Origin of the sequence: Flavobacterium sp. SM15 (assembly GCF_022012335.1) — a bacterium.
Classification (GTDB): domain Bacteria; phylum Bacteroidota; class Bacteroidia; order Flavobacteriales; family Flavobacteriaceae; genus Flavobacterium.
Map to the genome: position 1 here is coordinate 1 of NZ_JAKLTO010000011.1, position 18,192 is coordinate 18,192.

Sequence of the window (18,192 nt, forward strand, 5' to 3'; positions counted from 1 at the left end):
TATATATATATTGTAAGTGTTTTGATAAACATTATATTTGCAGCTTATAACTAATTAATATGATCAAGATTACTTTACCGGACGGTTCGGTTAGAGAGTTCGCACAAGGTGTGACTCCTATGGATGTTGCAAAAAGCATCAGTGAGGGATTGGCAAGAAATGTTATTTCAGCCTCTTTTAATGGTACAGCCATTGAAACCACGACCGAATTAACCACCGACGGTACACTTATATTATATACCTGGAACGATGCGGACGGTAAAAAAGCGTTCTGGCATTCGACTTCACACGTAATGGCGCAAGCTTTAGAGGAAATGTATCCAGGCATCAAACTGACAATAGGGCCAGCAATTGACAATGGATTCTATTATGACGTGGATTTCGGTGACAAAAAAATTACTGATGGAGATTTTAAAGCAATTGAAGACCGCGTATTGGAAATCGCAAGAGAGAAACACGAATTCAAAATGCGCTCCGCTACTAAAGCAGAAGCATTAGAACTATATAAAGGTAACGAATACAAAACAGAACTAATTCAAAACCTTGAAGACGGAACGATTACTTTCTGTGATCATTCTACTTTTACCGATTTATGTCGTGGAGGTCATATTCCTAACACCGGAATTATCAAAGCGATGAAAATCTTATCGGTAGCTGGTGCTTACTGGAGAGGTGATGAGAAAAACAAACAGTTAACGCGTGTTTACGGGATTTCGTTCCCAAAACAAAAAGACTTAACCGATTACTTAGAATTACTTGAGGAAGCAAAACGTCGCGACCACAGAAAGCTGGGCAAGGAATTGGATTTATTCCATTTCTCTCAAAAAGTTGGACAAGGCTTACCATTATGGTTACCAAAAGGTGCAGCGTTACGCGACCGTTTGGAGCAATTTTTGAAAAAGGCACAGAAAAAAGCTGGATACGAGCAAGTAGTTACACCTCATATCGGACAAAAAGAACTGTATGTAACTTCCGGTCACTATGCAAAATATGGCGCGGACAGTTTCCAACCGATTCATACACCTGCTGAAGGCGAAGAGTTCTTGTTAAAACCAATGAACTGCCCTCACCACTGTGAGATTTACAACGCAAGACCTTGGAGTTATAAAGATTTACCGAAGCGCTATGCAGAATTCGGAACGGTTTACCGTTATGAGCAGTCCGGAGAATTACACGGATTAACTCGTGTTCGTGGGTTTACTCAGGATGACGCGCACATTTTCTGTACACCTGACCAATTGGACACAGAATTTAAAAACGTAATCGACCTTGTACTATATGTATTCGGATCGTTAGGATTTGAGAACTTTACAGCACAGGTTTCGGTTCGTGATTTAAGCAACCCTGACAAGTACATCGGTTCGGTGGAAAACTGGGAAAAAGCTGAAAATGCCATTATCAGCGCTGCAAAAGACAAAGGTTTGAATTATGTAATTGAAGCAGGTGAAGCAGCTTTCTACGGTCCGAAACTGGATTTCATGGTGAAAGACGCTTTAGGCAGAAGCTGGCAGCTAGGAACCATTCAGGTAGATTACAACTTACCGGAGCGTTTCGATTTGTCCTACAAAGGTTCTGATAATGAACTACATAGACCTGTAATGATTCACCGTGCACCGTTTGGTTCAATGGAGCGTTTCATTGCAATTTTATTGGAACATACCGGTGGAAATTTCCCACTTTGGTTGATGCCTGAACAAGCTATCATCCTGTCTCTGAGCGAGAAATATGAAAATTATGCTAAAAAAGTTTCAGAATTGCTGGAAATTCACGAAATTCGCGCCCTAATTGACAACCGTAACGAGACAATCGGTAAAAAAATCCGTGAGGCAGAAACGAAAAAATTCCCGTTCATGCTGATTGTTGGTGAGGAAGAAGAGAAAAACGGAACGATTTCCGTACGTCGCCACGGAGATGCCGGAAAATCGAACGAAACGATGACTACTGAGCAATTTGCCGCTTTAGTTAACGACGAAATAGCAAAAACATTAAAACAATTCTAAGTTTAATTTAAAATTTTAGAGCCATAGCAATAAGAAACAACAGAGGTTACCAACCTCGAGTAGAAAAAAAAGACGCCCACAGAATCAATAACAATATTCGTGTGCCGGAAGTACGTCTTGTAGGAGAAAATGTAGAACCGGGAGTGTACAAAACTGCCGAAGCAATGCGTTTAGCCGACCAGTTTGAACTGGACTTGGTTGAAATTTCTCCAAATGCAGAGCCGCCTGTTTGTAAAATCATGGATTACGGTAAGTTCTTGTACGAGCAAAAGAAACGTGAAAAAGAACTGAAAGCAAAATCAACTCAGATTACCATAAAGGAAATCCGTTTTGGTCCTCAAACAGACGAGCACGATTATGAGTTCAAAAAGAAGAATGCCGAGAAGTTCTTAAAAGAAGGTTCGAAATTAAAAGCGTTCGTATTCTTTAAAGGACGTTCCATCATCTATAAAGAACAAGGACAAATCTTATTGCTTCGTTTAGCGCAGGATTTGGAAGAATTCGGAAAAGTGGAAGCCATGCCGGTTTTGGAAGGTAAGCGTATGATCATGTTCATCGCTCCTAAAAAGAAAAGCAAATAGCCAAAAGCAAAAAGCTTAAAGCTACAAAATAGTAAGTAAGATAAATTTAATACCTAGGAAGAGATGCCTAAAATGAAAACTAAATCTAGTGCTAAGAAACGTTTTAAAGTTACTGGCTCTGGAAAAATCAAAAGAAAGCACGCTTTTAAAAGTCACATCCTGACTAAAAAGTCGAAAAAACGTAAGTTAGCTTTAACTCACTCAGCATTGGTTCACCAGTCTGACGTGAAGAGTGTAAAAGAACAATTGAGAATTATCTAATCGACAATTTATTGTCAATTAAATCTTTGATTGACTTTTTGTCAATTACTAATTAATCGTTCTTTTCGGTTAAAACAATTTAATAACCCTGGAGTGGGCGTTTTAAGTTCAGCTTAAAAACAGAAGTGCCGAAAGGCCGCCTTACTGCAAAAAACAATTTAAAATTATGCCAAGATCAGTAAATTCAGTTGCTAAAAGAGCAAGAAGAAAAAGAGTATTGAAGCAAGCCAAAGGTTTCTTTGGAAGACGTAAAAACGTTTGGACTGTAGCGAAAAACGCGGTAGAGAAAGCAATGGCTTACGCATACCGTGGAAGAAAACAAAAGAAAAGAAATTTCCGTGCTTTATGGATCATGCGTATTAACGCTGGTGCACGTTTACACGGAATGAGCTATTCTCAGTTCATGGGTAAAATCAAAGCGAACAACATCGAATTGAACCGTAAAGTTCTTGCCGATTTAGCAATGAACCACCCAGAAGCTTTCGCGGCTATCGTGAATAAAGTGAAATAAGAAAAACGTTTATAAACATATTTATCTTACTTATTTTAAAACCCATTCGCAAGAGTGGGTTTTTTATTTTCAAGGGTTTGGGAAGCGAAAGGTCTGGGTTTATCAGCTAACCCTATTCCCGCCATCCGCGCTACACGGTAGCTGCTCCTGTCGGGGCTAGAAGGAAACCATTTTTCTTTTTGGAAACTTTATTTTTGAACTACCTTTGTATTCTATACGATTCCCATGAAAAACACAAAATCCGATACTCCACAAAAAACCTTGCATCCAAGAAACAAGCACAACGGTAATTACGATTTCAAAACCTTAACTGAAACTTTACCGGAATTAGCTTCTTTTGTGGCAGTCAATAAATTTGGGAACGAAAGTATCGACTTTGCCAATCCAGATGCAATTCGCGCTTTGAACAAAGCTTTACTAAAACAGTTTTACAACATCGGGTATTGGGAATTACCTAAAACCAACCTCTGTCCTCCTATCCCTGGGAGAGCCGATTACATCCATCACATAGCAGATATTTTAGCCGAAGAAAGCAATGGTGAAATTCCAACGGGAAATCAAATCAGAGTTCTGGATATCGGAACCGGCGCCAATTGCATCTATCCGATCATCGGTCATCAGGAATACGGTTGGGAATTTGTGGGTTCGGAAATCGACAAGCCGGCCAAACTTACGGCAGAAAACATCATCAACCATAATCCGGAATTGAAAAATTCAGTTTCCATTCGTCTGCAAGAAAACAAGCGAAACATTTTCAAAGGAATTATTCAACCTGATGAATATTTTGATACTACAATTTGCAATCCTCCGTTTCACAATTCCAGAGAAGAAGCTACAAAAGGAACACAACGCAAACTGAAAAACTTAGGAAAAGCTACTGAAGGAAAACCGGTTTTAAACTTCAGCGGCCAGAATAATGAACTCTGGTACGAGGGCGGTGAACTGGCCTTTATCACCAACATGATTTTCGAGAGCGTACATTTTCAAAAACAATGCAAATGGTTCTCTTCTTTAGTTTCCAAAAAAGAAAATCTGAAACCACTCTATTCCGTTTTGAAGAGAGTAAAAGCTACGGAAGTAAAAACCATCTCAATGGAACAAGGCAATAAAATAACCCGTATTTTAGTTTGGCGTTTTTAAATTACAATGAGCGATTCTCTTTTAAAACATATTCAACGTAAAACTGAACTCAATCAAGAGGAACAGGAAAAGCTGTTGTCAAAAATTGAGCATCGAGCACTGAAGAAAAAAGAACATCTGCTTACAGAAGGTACGGTTTGCGATTTCTTCTGTTTTATTGAAAAAGGGTGTTCTCGAATCTATCTCATCAACGAAAAAGGCAACGAACAAACCCTGCAATTTGGCATCGAAGACTGGTGGATTGTGGATTATATGAGTTACAGCACCGAAAGCCCATCCCACTTTTACATCCAAGCCATTGAAAATTCGGAAGTACTGCTGATTCACAAAAAAGAATTAGAGCAACTTCTTGTGGACATTCCCAAACTGGAACGCTATTTTAGAATCGTATTACAGAAAACATTTGCCGCAACCCAAATGCGCATCAAGTTTCTTTTCACGATGAGCGCCGAAGAACGTTACCATCATTTCAAAAACGCCCAACCGGAATTTGTACAACGGGTTCCTCAGTACATGCTGGCCTCCTATCTGGATTTTTCTGCAGAATTTATGAGTAAAATACGAGCAGGTAAAATCTAAATTCATTTCTTGAAGTAGTTCAAGTTTTTTTGAAGCCAACTACCGGAACTTTGTCATGTAAAATTAAAACAACATATCATGACAACAAGAATCAATTTACAACAAACCGAACCGGAAGCGTACAAAGCGATGTTTGGACTGGAAAAATACCTAGCGAGTTCTAAACTTACTCCAATCCATAAAGAGCTTATCAAAATCAGAGCTTCGCAAATTAATGGTTGTGCTTTCTGTATCAACATGCATACTACCGATGCTAGAAAATTAGGTGAAACCGAACAACGTATTTATTTATTGAACGCATGGCGTGAAACCTCCCTTTTTACCGAAGAAGAAAAAGCCATCCTTGCGCTTACTGAAGAAGTGACTTTAATACAAAATCACGTTTCCGAGGCTACTTATCAAGCAGCAGCCAAACTGTTCGATGAAAACTATCTGGGACAAATCATCATGATGATCGTTACCATTAATGCTTGGAATCGTATCGCCATCTCCACAAGATTGGAAGTTGCTTAATTTAATTTCCCTTTGAAAACCACTTCGTAAAGCGAAGTGGTTTTTCATTTTAAATGCTTTCTTCCAAACAGACAAAACTAGTTTCTTGCATTTTTCGTATCTTTAATAAACCAATAGACGAATTATGCAAACCGATGTTCTCATAGTAGGCGCCGGCCCAACCGGCTTAATGATGGCCAATCAATTGCAACGATTCGGTATTGATTTTATTATTGTTGACCCCAAAGAAGGCCCTACAGAACAATCTCGACAATAGCCGTTACCGCAAGAAGTTTGGAAATTTATCAGCAAATGGGTTTGTCCGATACCGTTATAGATGAAGGAACACCTATTAACTCCTTCAACTTGTATTTCTTTGGAAAGAAAAAAGCGGAAATCAAAATCAGCGAAATTGGTAAAGGACTAACGGATTTCAGTTATCTGTTCGCTTTTGAACAAAGCAAAAACGAAGCGCTTCTGTACCAAAACCTACAAAAAAATGGTCATGATGTACTCTGGAATACTGAATTCTCCAACCTAACACAAAATGAGAATAACGTAATAACCATTGCATTTCACAACGACGAAGTAAAAAAAATCACCTCTAGATACGTTGTTGCTTGCGATGGTGCCAAAAGTCCGATCCGTCATCAATTGAATTTTCCCTTTCATGGTGGAAATTATGAAAATAAATTCTTTGTAGCCGACACCGTTTTGGATTGGAATCTGGAATACGACAAATTAGTTATTGCACCAACAAACAATAATTTTTGCGGTTTTTTCCCTTTAAAAGGAGAAAAATGGTACCGTGTTTTAGGAACCTTCCCTAAAGAATTTTATGATAAAAAAGATATCGCCTTTGAAGATATTGAAGCGGTTGTAAAAAAAACATTGGGCTTACCTGTTACTTTTGAAAAGGTAAATTGGTTTTCCATTTATAATTTACATCATCGTTGTGTAGATAATTTCAGAAACAAACGCGTTTTTTTAGCTGGGGACAGCGCACACATCCATAGTCCTGCTGGAGGACAGGGAATGAATACAGGACTGCAAGACGCTTACAACCTGGGTTGGAAACTGGCGTTTGAAATCCAAGGATTTGCAAAAGAAACACTATTGGAAACCTACAATGAAGAACGACTTCCTTTTGCAAAATGGCTGCTTCGCTTTACTGACCGCGCCTTTAGAATCATGACTTCCGAGCAGTGGCACATTGCCTTTTTCCGAAGAACTATACTGATTCCAATTATCCAAACGGTATTGTCCAGTGATTTACTAAAGCCAACAATCTTTAAAACAATCTCACAAATTGCCTATTCATATCACGGAAAAAAATTATCCTTAAATGAAAGTAAGCAAAAACTTAAATTTGATGCCGGAGACCGACTGCCTTATAAAAACGAAATTGGTTTTTACAGACAATTCTCTGCTAAAGGGTTCTATCTGCTGCATATCGCCCATGAAAAAATAAGCCCGCAAACACAAGCAGAAATCAGTAAACTGATCCCTATTCCGATTACTTTCTGGGAAGATCTGCCTTCGGAACATTGGAAAAAACTTGGAATAAGTTCGGAACTTTTTATTCTATTGCGTCCTGATAATTATATTGGTTATCTTTTCGACAGCTATAATCCTGAAAAGTTCAAAGATTATTTTTCAGAAAACTTTCATATTTTTTAACTTTTAACGATAGTTGTTTTAATTATTTTTGGAATGAGAAATCGCTCTATAAAAACACAAAACAAACGATCAATGACTATTTCTTTTTTAAAGAATGCCTCAACGGCAACTTTAGCAGACACCTTCAACAAAGCTTTTTCAGATTATTTAGTTCCATTAGATTTAACTGAGGACGATTTAAAAATCAAGTTTACATCAGAAAACACCAATTTGAATCAATCCGTTGGAGTATTTGACAAGAATGAATTAGTAGCTTTTATTTTCATCGGAATTGAAAACCGAGGCAACAAGAAGATACTTTACAATGGTGGGACAGGAGTAATCCCAAGTTATAGAGGCCAACAACTGACGGAAAAAATGTATGCTTATCTTTTAGAAAACCTTCAAGACAAAGTCAATTCAACACATCTTTTAGAAGTGATAACCGAAAATTTAAGAGCCATTAAAGTTTATGAAAAAGTAGGTTTTAAGAATAAACGCGTTGTAAGTTGTTTCAAAGGAACGATTTCTCAACCAAATAAACCAAACGATTTTAGTATTAAAACAATTGACTTTAGTCAAATAGAATCTTTTAAAAATCAATGGGAATTTCAACCTTCGTTCCAAAACACAACAGAATCTATTAAAAGAACCGTAAATTCAAATAGTTTTCTTGGTGCTTATGATGGGGATTCGTTAATAGGTTATTTGGCTTTTTCAGAATCTAACGGAAGGGTGAAACAGTTTTTTATCAATCCAGATTATCAAAATAAAGGCGTTGGGCATCATTTGTTTTATCATGCTCAGGAAATCTTGAAAACCACACCGGTTTCCTTAACAAATATTGAGAGTACACATATTAAAAGCATAACATTTTTGAACAAAATAGGATTGCAGCAAACCGTACAGCAGTTTGAAATGGAGTTTTAAAAAATTAAAAAATGGACATTCCGGTTTTGGTAGTGAGCTGTTCTAAAGCATACATGCCCAATTCGGAATTTCCTTTTTCATTTAACCTTGGGCTCCAGGTCGCAACAGTAAAATTTTTCGGGAACAATGCACCAATTCCTCCACCAATACCACTTTTTCCGGGCAATCCTACTCTATAAGTAAACTCACCGGACTCGTCATAAAAGCCACAGGTTTGCATAAGGGCATTCAAACGTTTTACCTGACTTTGCGATAAAATTTGTTTGCCGTTTTTGGTTTTACCTTCATTAGCAAAGAAAAAGAACGAATGTGCTAATTCTTTACAGGTCATTTCCAATGAGCATTGATGAAAATAAAAATCCAGAACTTCGTCTACATCATTTTGAATGTTCCCGAACGACTTTAGAAAATTGGCCAAAGCCGCGTTTCGAAAACCCGTTTCTCTTTCAGATTTAGCAACTTCTTCATTAAAGCTGATGGTCTCAAAACCGGAAAGCGTTCTTATAAAATTCAAAAGTTCCTGCTTCGGATTTTTCAGATGCGTGATTAAAATATCAGCTATCACCAAAGCTCCAGCATTAATAAACGGATTACGTGGAATCCCTTTCTCATATTCTAATTGAACCAACGAATTAAAAGGATTTCCAGAAGGTTCTACCCCAACACGATCCCAAACTTTTTCTCCTAAAATGGAAAACGCAAAAGCAACGGTCAAAGCTTTGGAAACAGATTGAATTGAAAATTTTTCATTACAATCTCCAATCCCATAATCCAGTCCGTCAATGGTAGTTAAATGAATACCAAATTTTTCCGGATTAATTTTAGCCAGCTCGGGTATGGTTGAAGCAACGGTCCCAATTGCAGGAAGCGCTTTTGCCTCAGCATAAATTTCCTCTAAAATTGCTTTGAAATCCATAAATCTGGTTAGGTTTTCAGCTTTTTCTTTCTGGCTGCAGGAAACAATACGTTATTTAGAATCAAACGATAACCGGGTGAATTCGGGTGCAAATCCAATACGGTATGGGCATCGCCTACTCTATGCTGATAATCCTCCGGATCATGTCCTCCATAATAAGTAAACATTCCTTTGCCTTTGGTTCCGTGGATGTAACGCGCTTCTCCATTTTGCTTGTTTTCTCCCATAATCAACACATTGGATTTTATCATATTGCTGTCAAACGAAGTCGTTTGTCCCATAAACCCTTTCACCAATTGGGTATGGTTTTGACACAACATTGTTGGAATCGGATCCCATTTTGCTGAATAGTCCATTAAGGTAAAATAATCTACATCGGGTAAAATTTTCCTTTTCAAAGTCATGTCAATATCTGAAAACTCATATTGCATAGGATTGCGCTCCAAAATAAAATCTTTAAAGGCAAAAGTATTGTTGTAATTAATTTTCGCTTGATAATTGGCATCGCTTTCATCGCCGTCGAACATCGGTTCACAGATATCTACACCTTCTGCAGAAAGGGCAATATCAAAACTATCCGTGGCTGAACACATGGCAAACATAAAGCCACCCCCAATTACATAATTTCGGATTTTATCGGCAACCGCCATTTTCTCCTTTGAAACTTTTGAAAAACCAAGTTTTGCAGCCAAAGCCTCTGCATCTTTCTTTTGCTCAATATACCATGGGGCATTTCGGTAGGCTCCAAAAAACTTTCCATATTGACCAGTAAAATCTTCATGATGCAAGTGCAACCAATCGTATAAAAGTAAAGCATCGTTTAAAACTTCTTCGTCGTAAATGGGTGTAAAAGGGATTTCAGCATAGGTCAGAACCAAAGTTACCGCGTCGTCCCAAGGCTGCTTTCCTTTCGGAGTATAAACAGCAATTTTAGGTGCTTTTTCCAAAACCACTGTTTCCATATTTTGAGATGGAGAACTGATATCCTCTAAAATTCCGTTGGCAGTAGCATCCGACAAAACCTCAAAACTTACCCCACGAATTTGACATTCCTTACGGATTTCGGGAGCATCGGGCAATAAAAAAGAACCGCCGCGATAGTTCAACAACCAGCTTACTTTGTACTGTTTTTCCAGTGCCCAGTAAGTAATCCCGTATGCTTTCAAATGATTTTGTTGGGTTTCGGAATCCATTGGTAAAAGCACAAAAGAAGCTTTTGCAGATAGCGAAATCAGGAATAGAAGAATATATAAGTTCTTTTTAAATGACATTGCTCAAAATTTATACTCAAAGATACTGGTTTTAATGTGAAGATAATTATAAAAAAAAACAGGTAGAACTACCTATTTCCATATAAGATATTCCTTCTAAATTTGAATAAACCTTGCGATTTTATTATGAAAAACACAATTACCTATTTGACTGGTAATCAAGAAATCGTTCCAAAAGAGTTTAAAAATCTGGAAACCCCTATTCTAGTAGTTATTGTAGCTGCCTATTTTTTCTTAATTGCACATCTAGTTTTTTCAATAAATTAAAGCAGTAAATCTTCGTTGTTAACGATTTTATTCTGAAGAGCATAAACTACCAACCCTGCCACATTTTTAGATTCCGTTTTTAAAAGCAAGTTGTTTCGGTGACCATCTACAGTTCTTGCACTAATGAATAATTTATCACTTATTTCTTTGGTATTCATTTGCTTACAAATAAGTTGAAGCACTTCCTTTTCCCTGTTGGTCAATTCATTATCTTCAATAAGGCTTTTTATTTTGGAAGGCTTGGCTACCTCTACATCATTTATGATTTTCATTACACTTTCATTATAATAAAATCCTTTGTCAAAAACTTCATTAACCGTATCAATCATTTCTTTAGGAGTTGAATTTTTTACCAGATAGGAAGACGCTCCAACATTTATCATATTGGCAATAAAAGAATCCGTGTCATAACTGGTTAAAACAATCACTTTAATCTCAGAAAAATTGCTCTGGATTATTTTAGTGGCTTCCACCCCATTGAGGTTTGGCATTTTTAAATCCATGATGACAATATCCGGATGGATCGTGCTTTCATTCAGAAACGAAATCAGTTCCTGGCCATTGGAGGCTTCGAAAATAATTTCAATATTTTTTTCACGCTGAAGAATAAAAGCTATCCCTTTTCTGAAAAGCTCTTCGTCATCCGCTAAAACTATTTTAATCGTGGCATTCATTACTTTAACTTTATTACAACCCTTACCCCTTCATTTACAGCAGAGTGCATTTTAAAATCCCCATTGATAACACTAACTCTGCTCTCAATATTTTTCATTCCCAAACCTTTTTTGTTTTTGTCATCATTTAAATCAAAACCTATTCCATCATCACAATATTCACAAACCTTCGAATCGTTAATCTTTTTAAAGACAATGTTTATATTTTTGGCTTTTCCGTGTTTTAAAGAATTGTTCATAAGTTCCTGCAGTATTCTGAAAACATGCAGATGATAATTACTGTTGATCTTATCAAAATCCAGATGATTCTGATAGTTCACATTAATCGCTTTACTACTCCCAAATTCCATACAAAGCTCCTGAATTCCAGCATCCAAGCCGAATTTTTCTAAAACCGGAGGCAGTAAATCATGAGCGATCCTTCTTGAATTGTCGAGCGTTCGTTTGGTAAAATTGATGATGTTTGTAGAGATTTCCGACTGTTCTTCGAAAGTCAAGCCTTCTGATTTGAGCAGGTGGGTATTCAGTGAAATAATATTCAATTTGGAGCTGATATCATCATGCAGATCCTGGGCGATTCTTTTTCGCTCTTCTTCCTGAGTCAGTATTACCGCTTCCAACAACTTTTTTTGATGATTGATCTCAAGGTTTTTTTTCTCAATTTCTTGTCGAATAATTTTTTTTCTGGAGAAATAAAAAAACAGCAACAGTACCATCGCCATCAACACGAAAGCACTAAATGTATAAATTATGGCTTCTAATAATTCCCGCTGAAATAATAATGCATCATCCATTTTTAAGCTTCAGTTGATTAGAATAATTTTTTCTCCATTCGAAAAGAATCAATAATTGATAAATAAGGTAGAGGAACGCATTAAGAATCCAGATATTGAATACGAATCGTAATTTATAAATAGTCGTTAAATTTCCGGCTAAAAAAATCACGGTGCTGCCAAAAAGATAAATCAAAATACCCAAATTGATATAATAAAACTCTTTCTTCTCATTCAACAAGTTGTACAGGTAAAACGTAGAATAAATAATTAGAAGAAAGGATGTTATAAAAATTTCAAATAAATTAAACTTTAAAAAAGCCGTAGCATCCAAAAGATATTGCATTCCGAGTACGCCCAAGCAAAAAGCAAAACCTACCTTTATAGTTTTAGTTTGAAAAGCGTCCATTCGAAGGTTTAAATAAAAGCAACTCAACAGAATAAATTGGGCTATAAAATAAAAATGGGAAAGCATCAAATTGTTCAACTTAAAAAAATGCATTGCTTTAGCCGAAATCTGAATCAAAAACATGCACAAAAGATAAATCCCAAAAATCTTATGCGCTTTCCCTTTACTGGAAAAACTTTTTAAAAAAAGCAAGGTGTTAATAAACAGAACCAGATATCCTAAATCTGCAACAATTTCTAAAATCATATTTTAATCACAATTCATCCGCCAATCAATATCAAAGCAAAAATCATCAATAACAAAAAAAGACAAACCAATCCTATTCGATTGGCTTATCCTTAAAATAAAATTACAGGAATTCTATAACCCTGAAAATCTCAAACTTATTATTTCAAAGTATATAAAGGACTTGTCACATTACAAGTATCCGGGCATGGTTGGGTAAAATCATAAATATATTGCTCATTTGTATCGTCAATAAGATCGTTCCCTTTGGTGTCAACTCCTACCAACATTAATTTATTGATACCATTTTCATCGATTCCGATATAAGCCCTAACATCAACCACATCTTTTTCAGCCATAAGTTGCGTGATATCAGCCTGAGGAATTAAGTGCGCTTTAATTGTAGCTCCCGGAGTATCTCTCCATTTTTTTGCCCAAGCCTGCGCCGTTGTTAATGAGATTGTGTTTACCGCTTTCTGAGTTGTGTTTTCTTCAGTCATAATTCTTGTTTTTATATTACATAATTTTCTTACGGATAAAAGTACTACTATTTTAGGTTTTACCAAAAAATACTACAATTATAAAATTGTAAAATTTGATTCAAAACTAATGCTTTAAAAAATCTTGCGTTTACGATCATCCATTTGTCAAATATTGAAATTATCTCAAATTTAAAAACAGGTATTTCTACCTGATTTTGTAATCTTTTTACGATTTAAATTAGCTCCGGATTAAAACATGATGGATACCTTGATGTTTCAAAACAGTTAAAACAATCCATATTTAAAAGTCTTTCAGCTTTTTATGAAAATTTCAAACTGATACAAGACCATTATAAACCGGAAACTATTTAAATAATTAACCATGTCAACAGAACCATTTATCGGAGAAATCAAAATTTTGGCTTTTGATTTTGCTCCCAGAAACTATGCCCAGTGTGCTGGCCAAATTATGAGCATCGCACAGAACACAGCTCTTTTTTCCTTATTAGGAACAATGTATGGAGGTAACGGACAAACTACTTTTGGCTTGCCGGATTTAAGAGGAAGAATGCCAATCGGCCAAGGAAACGGTGCCGGATTACCCGCTCATTCGATGGGAGAAATGGCCGGTACAACAACTGTAACGCTTACTTCTCAAAATTTACCGGCGCACACCCATCCGGCAACAGGTATTGTTGTTAATGCTCCAGTTTCTACAGGTGGCGGAGACGCAAGCAGCCCGCAAGGAGCCTATCTGGCAAACACAGGAACAGAAGTATATTCAAGCGGAAGTACCTCCGGAGCATATTATGGCCCATTAACAGTATCCGGTCAAACAGGACCTGCCGGAGCAAATTACCCGGTAGATATCATGAATCCTTATTTGGTAATGAATTATTCCATAGCGATTTACGGAATTTTCCCAAGTCGAAACTAATAACTAAAACAAAATAATTATGTCTACAGAACCATTCATTGGAGAAGTGAAAATATTAGGCTTCAATTTTGCACCCGTTGGCTACATGACCTGCAGCGGACAAACCTTATCCATTGCATCAAATACCGCTTTATTTTCTTTGATAGGAACTATTTATGGCGGAAATGGGCAAACAACATTCAACCTTCCCAACTTACAGGGCCGTATGCCTATAGGACAAGGTCAAGGTCCAGGCTTACCAAATTACACAATCGGAGCTGTTGGTGGTAATGTACAAAACACATTAACCACACAAAATATGCCGGCACACGTGCATCCTGCCAACGGAATTACGGTGAATATGCCTGTAGCAACTGGTGGTGGAGATGCAAGTAGCCCACAAGGAGCTTATCTTGCAAATACCGGAACAGAAGTTTATTCAAGTGGCTCAACATCCGGAGCTAATTATGGTCCTCTTACTGTAAGCGGAACTACAGGTATTGCAGGAGGATCAACTCCTTTTTCAATTGTAAACCCATATCTGGTTATCAATTACTCAATTGCAACAGAAGGGATCTTCCCAAGCAGAAACTAACAATTTAAATATAAGGGAACAGAAATTCTGTTCCCTTATTTCAGAATATAGAATGGAAACAATAGGTCTCTTACTTCCCCGCTCCACTTATTATCAAACCATCGGCTTTGACATCTTTCAGGGATTAAAAGCAAGTTTGAAAAAATCAGGTCGGGAAGACATCAAAATAGTAACAGAAAATATAGGATTCGGTGCCGAGAAACAGCAATGTTACAGAAGTGCCGAACGTTTGCTTTTAGAGGAAAATGCAAGTTTGGTAATTGCTTACATCGGTCACAGAACTGCCGAATTGTTAAAACCTCTTTTTCAAGCCACCAATAAAATACTGATCGTTCTTGATGCCGGAGCACATTTGCCACAGGAATGGCCAACTTGTCCTAATATTTTTTACCATTCTTTGCACAATTCCTTAGGAGCTTGGTTGTCTTCCAAAAATGCAGCCAACAACGGCCATCAAAACGGCGGCTTAATTACCGGATATTATGATGGTGGTTACTTACACACTTACAGCGCATCCAAAGGTTTTGAAGAATTTGGCGGAACCATCAGTTTCAATCACGCCACAGGATATAAAAAAGAAGATTTCTCCATGGAACCTCTAAAAAATCATGTTCAAAATTTTCCTAACAGTGCTTTTCTTAGTTTGTTCAGTGGAGATTATGTTCAATGGTATTTTGAAGATTTGAAAAACAATCTGAACAATAATGATTACACTATTTATATGTCGCCTTTCGGTTTTGAGGAAACGATGCTTAAAGAGGCTGTTCATCCGGGAAGCAACATAAAAGGTGTGGCTTGTTGGTCTTCAAATTTAACAAACAATGAAAACCATGAGTTCATTAAAAGCATGGAAGGCTTAGGAAAAATACCGAACCTGTTTTCTTTGTTAGGCTGGGAAAGCACAACAATAGCTCTTAAAACACTTGAGCTTATTAAAGAACATAAAAACAATACCGCAGAAATAGCTAGCAAATTATTAGAATTCGAATTTGAAAGCCCACGCGGTACAACCTCTTTCAATCAAAAAACGAACACTTCTTTATCTCCTCTTTATCATGCATCCATTATTGAAAATGACAATGGTACTTGTGATGTTGAATTACATGGAGCAATCGAAAATCTGAAGGAAGAATTTGAAAATTTAATTAATCTGCCAACCGAGAATTGCACCTCAGCCTGGTACAACAGTTACACCTGTATCTAATGGAAGTTCCAAAAAAAATACTAATCCTATGTGGCGGAAGATTCGCTTTCAAAGCCTTGCAACTATTGGCTTATGAAAAATACGTTTGTGGAGTGGGAATTGGAAAAGCCAACGAAAGATTAGCCGATGCTCTGGAACGGGAATGTGAAGACAACAACATCGCTTTTCAATCTTTCACAAACAAAAAAAGCTTGTCGAATATGAAGGATTGGATTGAAGCAATTGAACCGGATTACATATTCAGCATGTCTTTTCCTTTTTTACTTTCAGAAGAAATACTTTTCTACGGGCCCGAGAAATTCATCAATTTCCATCCAGGTCCTTTGCCACAATACAGGGGTGTCATGCCCATTTTTGAAGTACTTAAAAATCAGGAACCGCAAACTGCAATAAGCGTTCATTATATGAATTCTAAATTCGATGAAGGCGATCTTATTTACAGCGACCCGGTTTCAATCGATTCAAAAGATACTTACGGAACGTTAACTGTAAAATTGAGCAATCGTTTGGCGCAAGTAGCCTTAAACACAGCCAATATGCTCCAATTTGCCAATAAAATTCCAAGTATTCCGCAAGATAGATCAAAAGCCTATTATTATGAAAAACCTGATTTGTCGGATACTTATATCAATTGGAAACGAATGGGTTCCGATGAGATCATTGCCTTAATTAACGCCTGCAACCCTTGGAATGTTGGTGCCGATTTCAGTTTTAAAGGCGAACAGGCAAAAATAGTGACTGCTAAAATCCTGAAGGAGCCCCACAACAACACTTTGCCCGGAACCATTCTATCAACCTGCGAAAACGGAACCATAAATGTTGCCTGCTGTGACAACAATCAAATCAGTATAGAGATTTTGAAAACCGATTCCGGAATCATGACTTCAAAACAGTTCACTGCTTCACAACCGGTAGTTGGTTTAGTTTTAAACTGATAACAATTAGTAATTAATAGAATCCCGATAAAAATGATCATTGTATGAAAAAGAAAATTACCTTATTAGTCGTCATGGTTTTCATGACCTTTTTAAAAGGACAGGCCCAAACCCAGTTTTGGAGCGACACCTTTGAATCTGCTCCCTCAAGTGGCACAAGAACACCTGAAGAAAATGGAGGAACCTCACCTACACCAAGTGCTTCTTACTTCAGATTAACTGACGGAAGTAACATTTCTCAAGTAGTTCCATTCTCTGGAAAAGAAGGATCTATGTTTTGGGCAGGGGAAGACCACAATGCCACAGGAACCGGATTTACCGCAAGTGGTGCAGAAGGAGCAACTCCTGCGAGTAACCCCGCCAATGAACTTCAAATTACTTGGTCAGGAATCAGCATCAACGGAAAATCAGGCTTAAGTTTCAAAGGATATTTTGCAGCTGCAAGTACCAACGAACCTTGGGACAACCAAAATGCCTGTATCAGTGGTGTTGGAACTACCAATACCGATTACATCATTGTAGAATATCAAATTGATGGTGGAGCCTATACGCCACTTATACGATTTTACAATAGAGGAAGTGCCAGTGGTACCAACGACAAGTATTTATATGAAGATACCGACGGCAATGGTTGTGGGGATGGAACCCAATTAACCAACGCTTTTGGGGAATTTACCAAAACAATCACCGGAACAGGGGCTACTCTTACCCTTCGTATTCGTGTTTTCAGTGAAGGTAACAATGAAGAATGGGGTATTGACAATTTCAGATTGTTTGAAACTCCAACCTGTACTGCTCCAGTAGTTACAGCTAATCCACCTAATAGAAGCATTTGCAGTGGAGGTAATACAACTTTCACCACAACTGCAACCGGCGCAACGGGATACCAATGGCAAGTTAATACCGGGAGTGGATTTACCAATATAACTAATGGCGCTCCTTATTCAAACGCAACAACAAATACTTTGACCATTACAGGGGCAACATCCGCAATGAATGGTTATTTGTACAGATGCATTACCTATAACGGAACCATTACCTGTTTTACAAATTCTAATAATGGAACATTAAACATTTCTTCAATAAATACGACTGTAGGAAGCCAGGTTAATGTGTTATGTAACGGAGGTTCGAACGGATCAGCTACAATTGTGCCTTCGGGAGGAATTGGCGGTTACACCTATTCTTGGTCGCCTTCTGGAGGAACTGGAGCAACCGCTTCAGGGTTACTTGCTGGAACATATACAGTTACTGTAACAGATGGTATTGGCTGTCAAGCCACAAGATCGTATACTATAGTGCAACCAGTTGCCGCTTTAGGAGGAACTATTTCCAAAACCGATGTATCTTGTAACGGAGGTTCAAACGGAAC

At 37.4% G+C, this 18,192-nt stretch carries 21 protein-coding genes; 15 read left to right on the top strand and 6 right to left on the bottom strand.

Annotated elements, in window-relative coordinates; translation table 11 throughout:
• Nucleotides 1-59 precede the first annotated feature (59 nt).
• From thrS to LZZ90_RS13695, 10 genes are all read left to right on the top strand, one after another.
• Entirely contained in the window at nt 60-2,000 is a 1,941-nt protein-coding gene (gene thrS, locus LZZ90_RS13655) for a threonine--tRNA ligase (protein ID WP_237791269.1), read from the top strand.
• Nucleotides 2,001-2,029: 29 nt separating this feature from the next.
• A complete protein-coding gene (gene infC, locus LZZ90_RS13660; protein WP_370640710.1) occupies nt 2,030-2,581 on the top strand; it encodes a translation initiation factor IF-3 in 552 nt (183 codons plus the stop codon).
• Between the two features lie 63 nt (nt 2,582-2,644).
• A complete protein-coding gene (gene rpmI, locus LZZ90_RS13665; protein WP_014164268.1) occupies nt 2,645-2,842 on the top strand; it encodes a 50S ribosomal protein L35 in 198 nt (65 codons plus the stop codon).
• A 166-nt stretch (nt 2,843-3,008) separates the two neighbouring features.
• Entirely contained in the window at nt 3,009-3,353 is a 345-nt protein-coding gene (rplT, locus tag LZZ90_RS13670; RefSeq protein ID WP_237791270.1) for a 50S ribosomal protein L20, read from the top strand.
• Nucleotides 3,354-3,578: 225 nt separating this feature from the next.
• A complete protein-coding gene (gene rlmF, locus LZZ90_RS13675) occupies nt 3,579-4,493 on the top strand; it encodes a 23S rRNA (adenine(1618)-N(6))-methyltransferase RlmF (RefSeq protein ID WP_237791271.1) in 915 nt (304 codons plus the stop codon).
• 6 nt (nt 4,494-4,499) lie between these two features.
• Complete coding sequence (locus LZZ90_RS13680) at nt 4,500-5,072, top strand: Crp/Fnr family transcriptional regulator (RefSeq protein ID WP_237791272.1); 573 nt, start codon at nt 4,500-4,502, stop codon at nt 5,070-5,072.
• 78 nt (nt 5,073-5,150) lie between these two features.
• Nucleotides 5,151-5,585, top strand: coding sequence for a carboxymuconolactone decarboxylase family protein (locus LZZ90_RS13685; RefSeq protein WP_237791273.1), 435 nt, complete (start codon nt 5,151-5,153; stop codon nt 5,583-5,585).
• A gap of 124 nt (nt 5,586-5,709) precedes the next feature.
• Entirely contained in the window at nt 5,710-5,841 is a 132-nt protein-coding gene (locus LZZ90_RS14115) for an FAD-dependent monooxygenase (RefSeq protein WP_370640709.1), read from the top strand.
• A complete protein-coding gene (locus tag LZZ90_RS13690) occupies nt 5,838-7,244 on the top strand; it encodes an FAD-dependent monooxygenase (protein WP_370640712.1) in 1,407 nt (468 codons plus the stop codon). Before LZZ90_RS14115 ends, LZZ90_RS13690 begins: the two co-directional genes overlap by 4 nt.
• 72 nt (nt 7,245-7,316) lie before the next feature.
• Entirely contained in the window at nt 7,317-8,153 is an 837-nt protein-coding gene (locus tag LZZ90_RS13695; protein WP_237791274.1) for a GNAT family N-acetyltransferase, read from the top strand.
• Between the two features lie 4 nt (nt 8,154-8,157).
• On the opposite strand, the gene LZZ90_RS13700 is transcribed toward LZZ90_RS13695, so the two are convergent.
• The 6 genes from LZZ90_RS13700 to LZZ90_RS13725 form a co-directional block, all read right to left on the bottom strand.
• Nucleotides 8,158-9,069, bottom strand: coding sequence for a glutaminase (locus tag LZZ90_RS13700; RefSeq protein ID WP_237791275.1), 912 nt, complete (start codon nt 9,067-9,069; stop codon nt 8,158-8,160).
• Nucleotides 9,070-9,077: 8 nt separating this feature from the next.
• Nucleotides 9,078-10,340: an asparagine synthetase B gene (locus LZZ90_RS13705; RefSeq protein ID WP_237791276.1), complete on the bottom strand. Its 1,263-nt coding sequence runs from the start codon at nt 10,338-10,340 to the stop codon at nt 9,078-9,080.
• Nucleotides 10,341-10,603: 263 nt separating this feature from the next.
• Complete coding sequence (locus tag LZZ90_RS13710) at nt 10,604-11,281, bottom strand: response regulator transcription factor (RefSeq protein ID WP_237791277.1); 678 nt, start codon at nt 11,279-11,281, stop codon at nt 10,604-10,606.
• Nucleotides 11,281-12,075, bottom strand: a complete 795-nt coding sequence (locus LZZ90_RS13715) for a sensor histidine kinase (protein ID WP_237791278.1) — start codon at nt 12,073-12,075, stop codon at nt 11,281-11,283. The genes LZZ90_RS13710 and LZZ90_RS13715 overlap by 1 nt, the downstream gene beginning before the upstream one ends.
• Nucleotides 12,068-12,709, bottom strand: a complete 642-nt coding sequence (locus tag LZZ90_RS13720; protein ID WP_237791279.1) for a hypothetical protein — start codon at nt 12,707-12,709, stop codon at nt 12,068-12,070. Before LZZ90_RS13720 ends, LZZ90_RS13715 begins: the two co-directional genes overlap by 8 nt.
• 140 nt (nt 12,710-12,849) lie before the next feature.
• Nucleotides 12,850-13,188 (bottom strand): hypothetical protein, encoded by a 339-nt coding sequence (locus LZZ90_RS13725; protein WP_237791280.1) that lies wholly within the window; start codon nt 13,186-13,188, stop codon nt 12,850-12,852.
• Nucleotides 13,189-13,552: 364 nt separating this feature from the next.
• On the opposite strand from LZZ90_RS13725, the gene LZZ90_RS13730 reads away from it, so the two are divergent.
• The 5 genes from LZZ90_RS13730 to LZZ90_RS13750 form a co-directional block, all read left to right on the top strand.
• Nucleotides 13,553-14,107 carry a phage tail protein gene (locus LZZ90_RS13730; protein ID WP_237791281.1) on the top strand — a complete coding sequence of 185 codons (555 nt, stop codon included), beginning with the start codon at nt 13,553-13,555 and terminating at the stop codon, nt 14,105-14,107.
• Between the two features lie 19 nt (nt 14,108-14,126).
• Nucleotides 14,127-14,681: a phage tail protein gene (locus tag LZZ90_RS13735; protein ID WP_237791282.1), complete on the top strand. Its 555-nt coding sequence runs from the start codon at nt 14,127-14,129 to the stop codon at nt 14,679-14,681.
• A gap of 52 nt (nt 14,682-14,733) precedes the next feature.
• Nucleotides 14,734-15,885 (top strand): ABC transporter substrate-binding protein, encoded by a 1,152-nt coding sequence (locus tag LZZ90_RS13740; RefSeq protein ID WP_237791283.1) that lies wholly within the window; start codon nt 14,734-14,736, stop codon nt 15,883-15,885.
• On the top strand, nt 15,885-16,820 hold the full coding sequence (locus LZZ90_RS13745) for a methionyl-tRNA formyltransferase (protein WP_237791284.1): 936 nt from the start codon (nt 15,885-15,887) through the stop codon (nt 16,818-16,820). Before LZZ90_RS13740 ends, LZZ90_RS13745 begins: the two co-directional genes overlap by 1 nt.
• Nucleotides 16,821-16,864: 44 nt before the next feature.
• Nucleotides 16,865-18,192: SprB repeat-containing protein (locus tag LZZ90_RS13750; protein WP_237791285.1), on the top strand; the 1,328-nt coding region annotated here is incomplete at its 3' end.

Bases quoted from the DNA above. Each gene is read 5' to 3' on its own strand.
- thrS (WP_237791269.1), top strand. From the start codon at position 60: ATGATCAAGATTACTTTACCGGACGGTTCGGTTAGAGAGTTCGCACAA.
- rpmI (WP_014164268.1), top strand. From the start codon at position 2,645: ATGCCTAAAATGAAAACTAAATCTAGTGCTAAGAAACGTTTTAAAGTT.
- rplT (WP_237791270.1), top strand. From the start codon at position 3,009: ATGCCAAGATCAGTAAATTCAGTTGCTAAAAGAGCAAGAAGAAAAAGA.
- rlmF (WP_237791271.1), top strand. From the start codon at position 3,579: ATGAAAAACACAAAATCCGATACTCCACAAAAAACCTTGCATCCAAGA.
- LZZ90_RS13680 (WP_237791272.1), top strand. From the start codon at position 4,500: ATGAGCGATTCTCTTTTAAAACATATTCAACGTAAAACTGAACTCAAT.
- LZZ90_RS13685 (WP_237791273.1), top strand. From the start codon at position 5,151: ATGACAACAAGAATCAATTTACAACAAACCGAACCGGAAGCGTACAAA.
- LZZ90_RS14115 (WP_370640709.1), top strand. From the start codon at position 5,710: ATGCAAACCGATGTTCTCATAGTAGGCGCCGGCCCAACCGGCTTAATG.
- LZZ90_RS13695 (WP_237791274.1), top strand. From the start codon at position 7,317: ATGACTATTTCTTTTTTAAAGAATGCCTCAACGGCAACTTTAGCAGAC.
- LZZ90_RS13700 (WP_237791275.1), bottom strand. From the start codon at position 9,069: ATGGATTTCAAAGCAATTTTAGAGGAAATTTATGCTGAGGCAAAAGCG.
- LZZ90_RS13705 (WP_237791276.1), bottom strand. From the start codon at position 10,340: ATGTCATTTAAAAAGAACTTATATATTCTTCTATTCCTGATTTCGCTA.
- LZZ90_RS13710 (WP_237791277.1), bottom strand. From the start codon at position 11,281: ATGAATGCCACGATTAAAATAGTTTTAGCGGATGACGAAGAGCTTTTC.
- LZZ90_RS13715 (WP_237791278.1), bottom strand. From the start codon at position 12,075: ATGGATGATGCATTATTATTTCAGCGGGAATTATTAGAAGCCATAATT.
- LZZ90_RS13720 (WP_237791279.1), bottom strand. From the start codon at position 12,709: ATGATTTTAGAAATTGTTGCAGATTTAGGATATCTGGTTCTGTTTATT.
- LZZ90_RS13725 (WP_237791280.1), bottom strand. From the start codon at position 13,188: ATGACTGAAGAAAACACAACTCAGAAAGCGGTAAACACAATCTCATTA.
- LZZ90_RS13730 (WP_237791281.1), top strand. From the start codon at position 13,553: ATGTCAACAGAACCATTTATCGGAGAAATCAAAATTTTGGCTTTTGAT.
- LZZ90_RS13735 (WP_237791282.1), top strand. From the start codon at position 14,127: ATGTCTACAGAACCATTCATTGGAGAAGTGAAAATATTAGGCTTCAAT.
- LZZ90_RS13740 (WP_237791283.1), top strand. From the start codon at position 14,734: ATGGAAACAATAGGTCTCTTACTTCCCCGCTCCACTTATTATCAAACC.
- LZZ90_RS13745 (WP_237791284.1), top strand. From the start codon at position 15,885: ATGGAAGTTCCAAAAAAAATACTAATCCTATGTGGCGGAAGATTCGCT.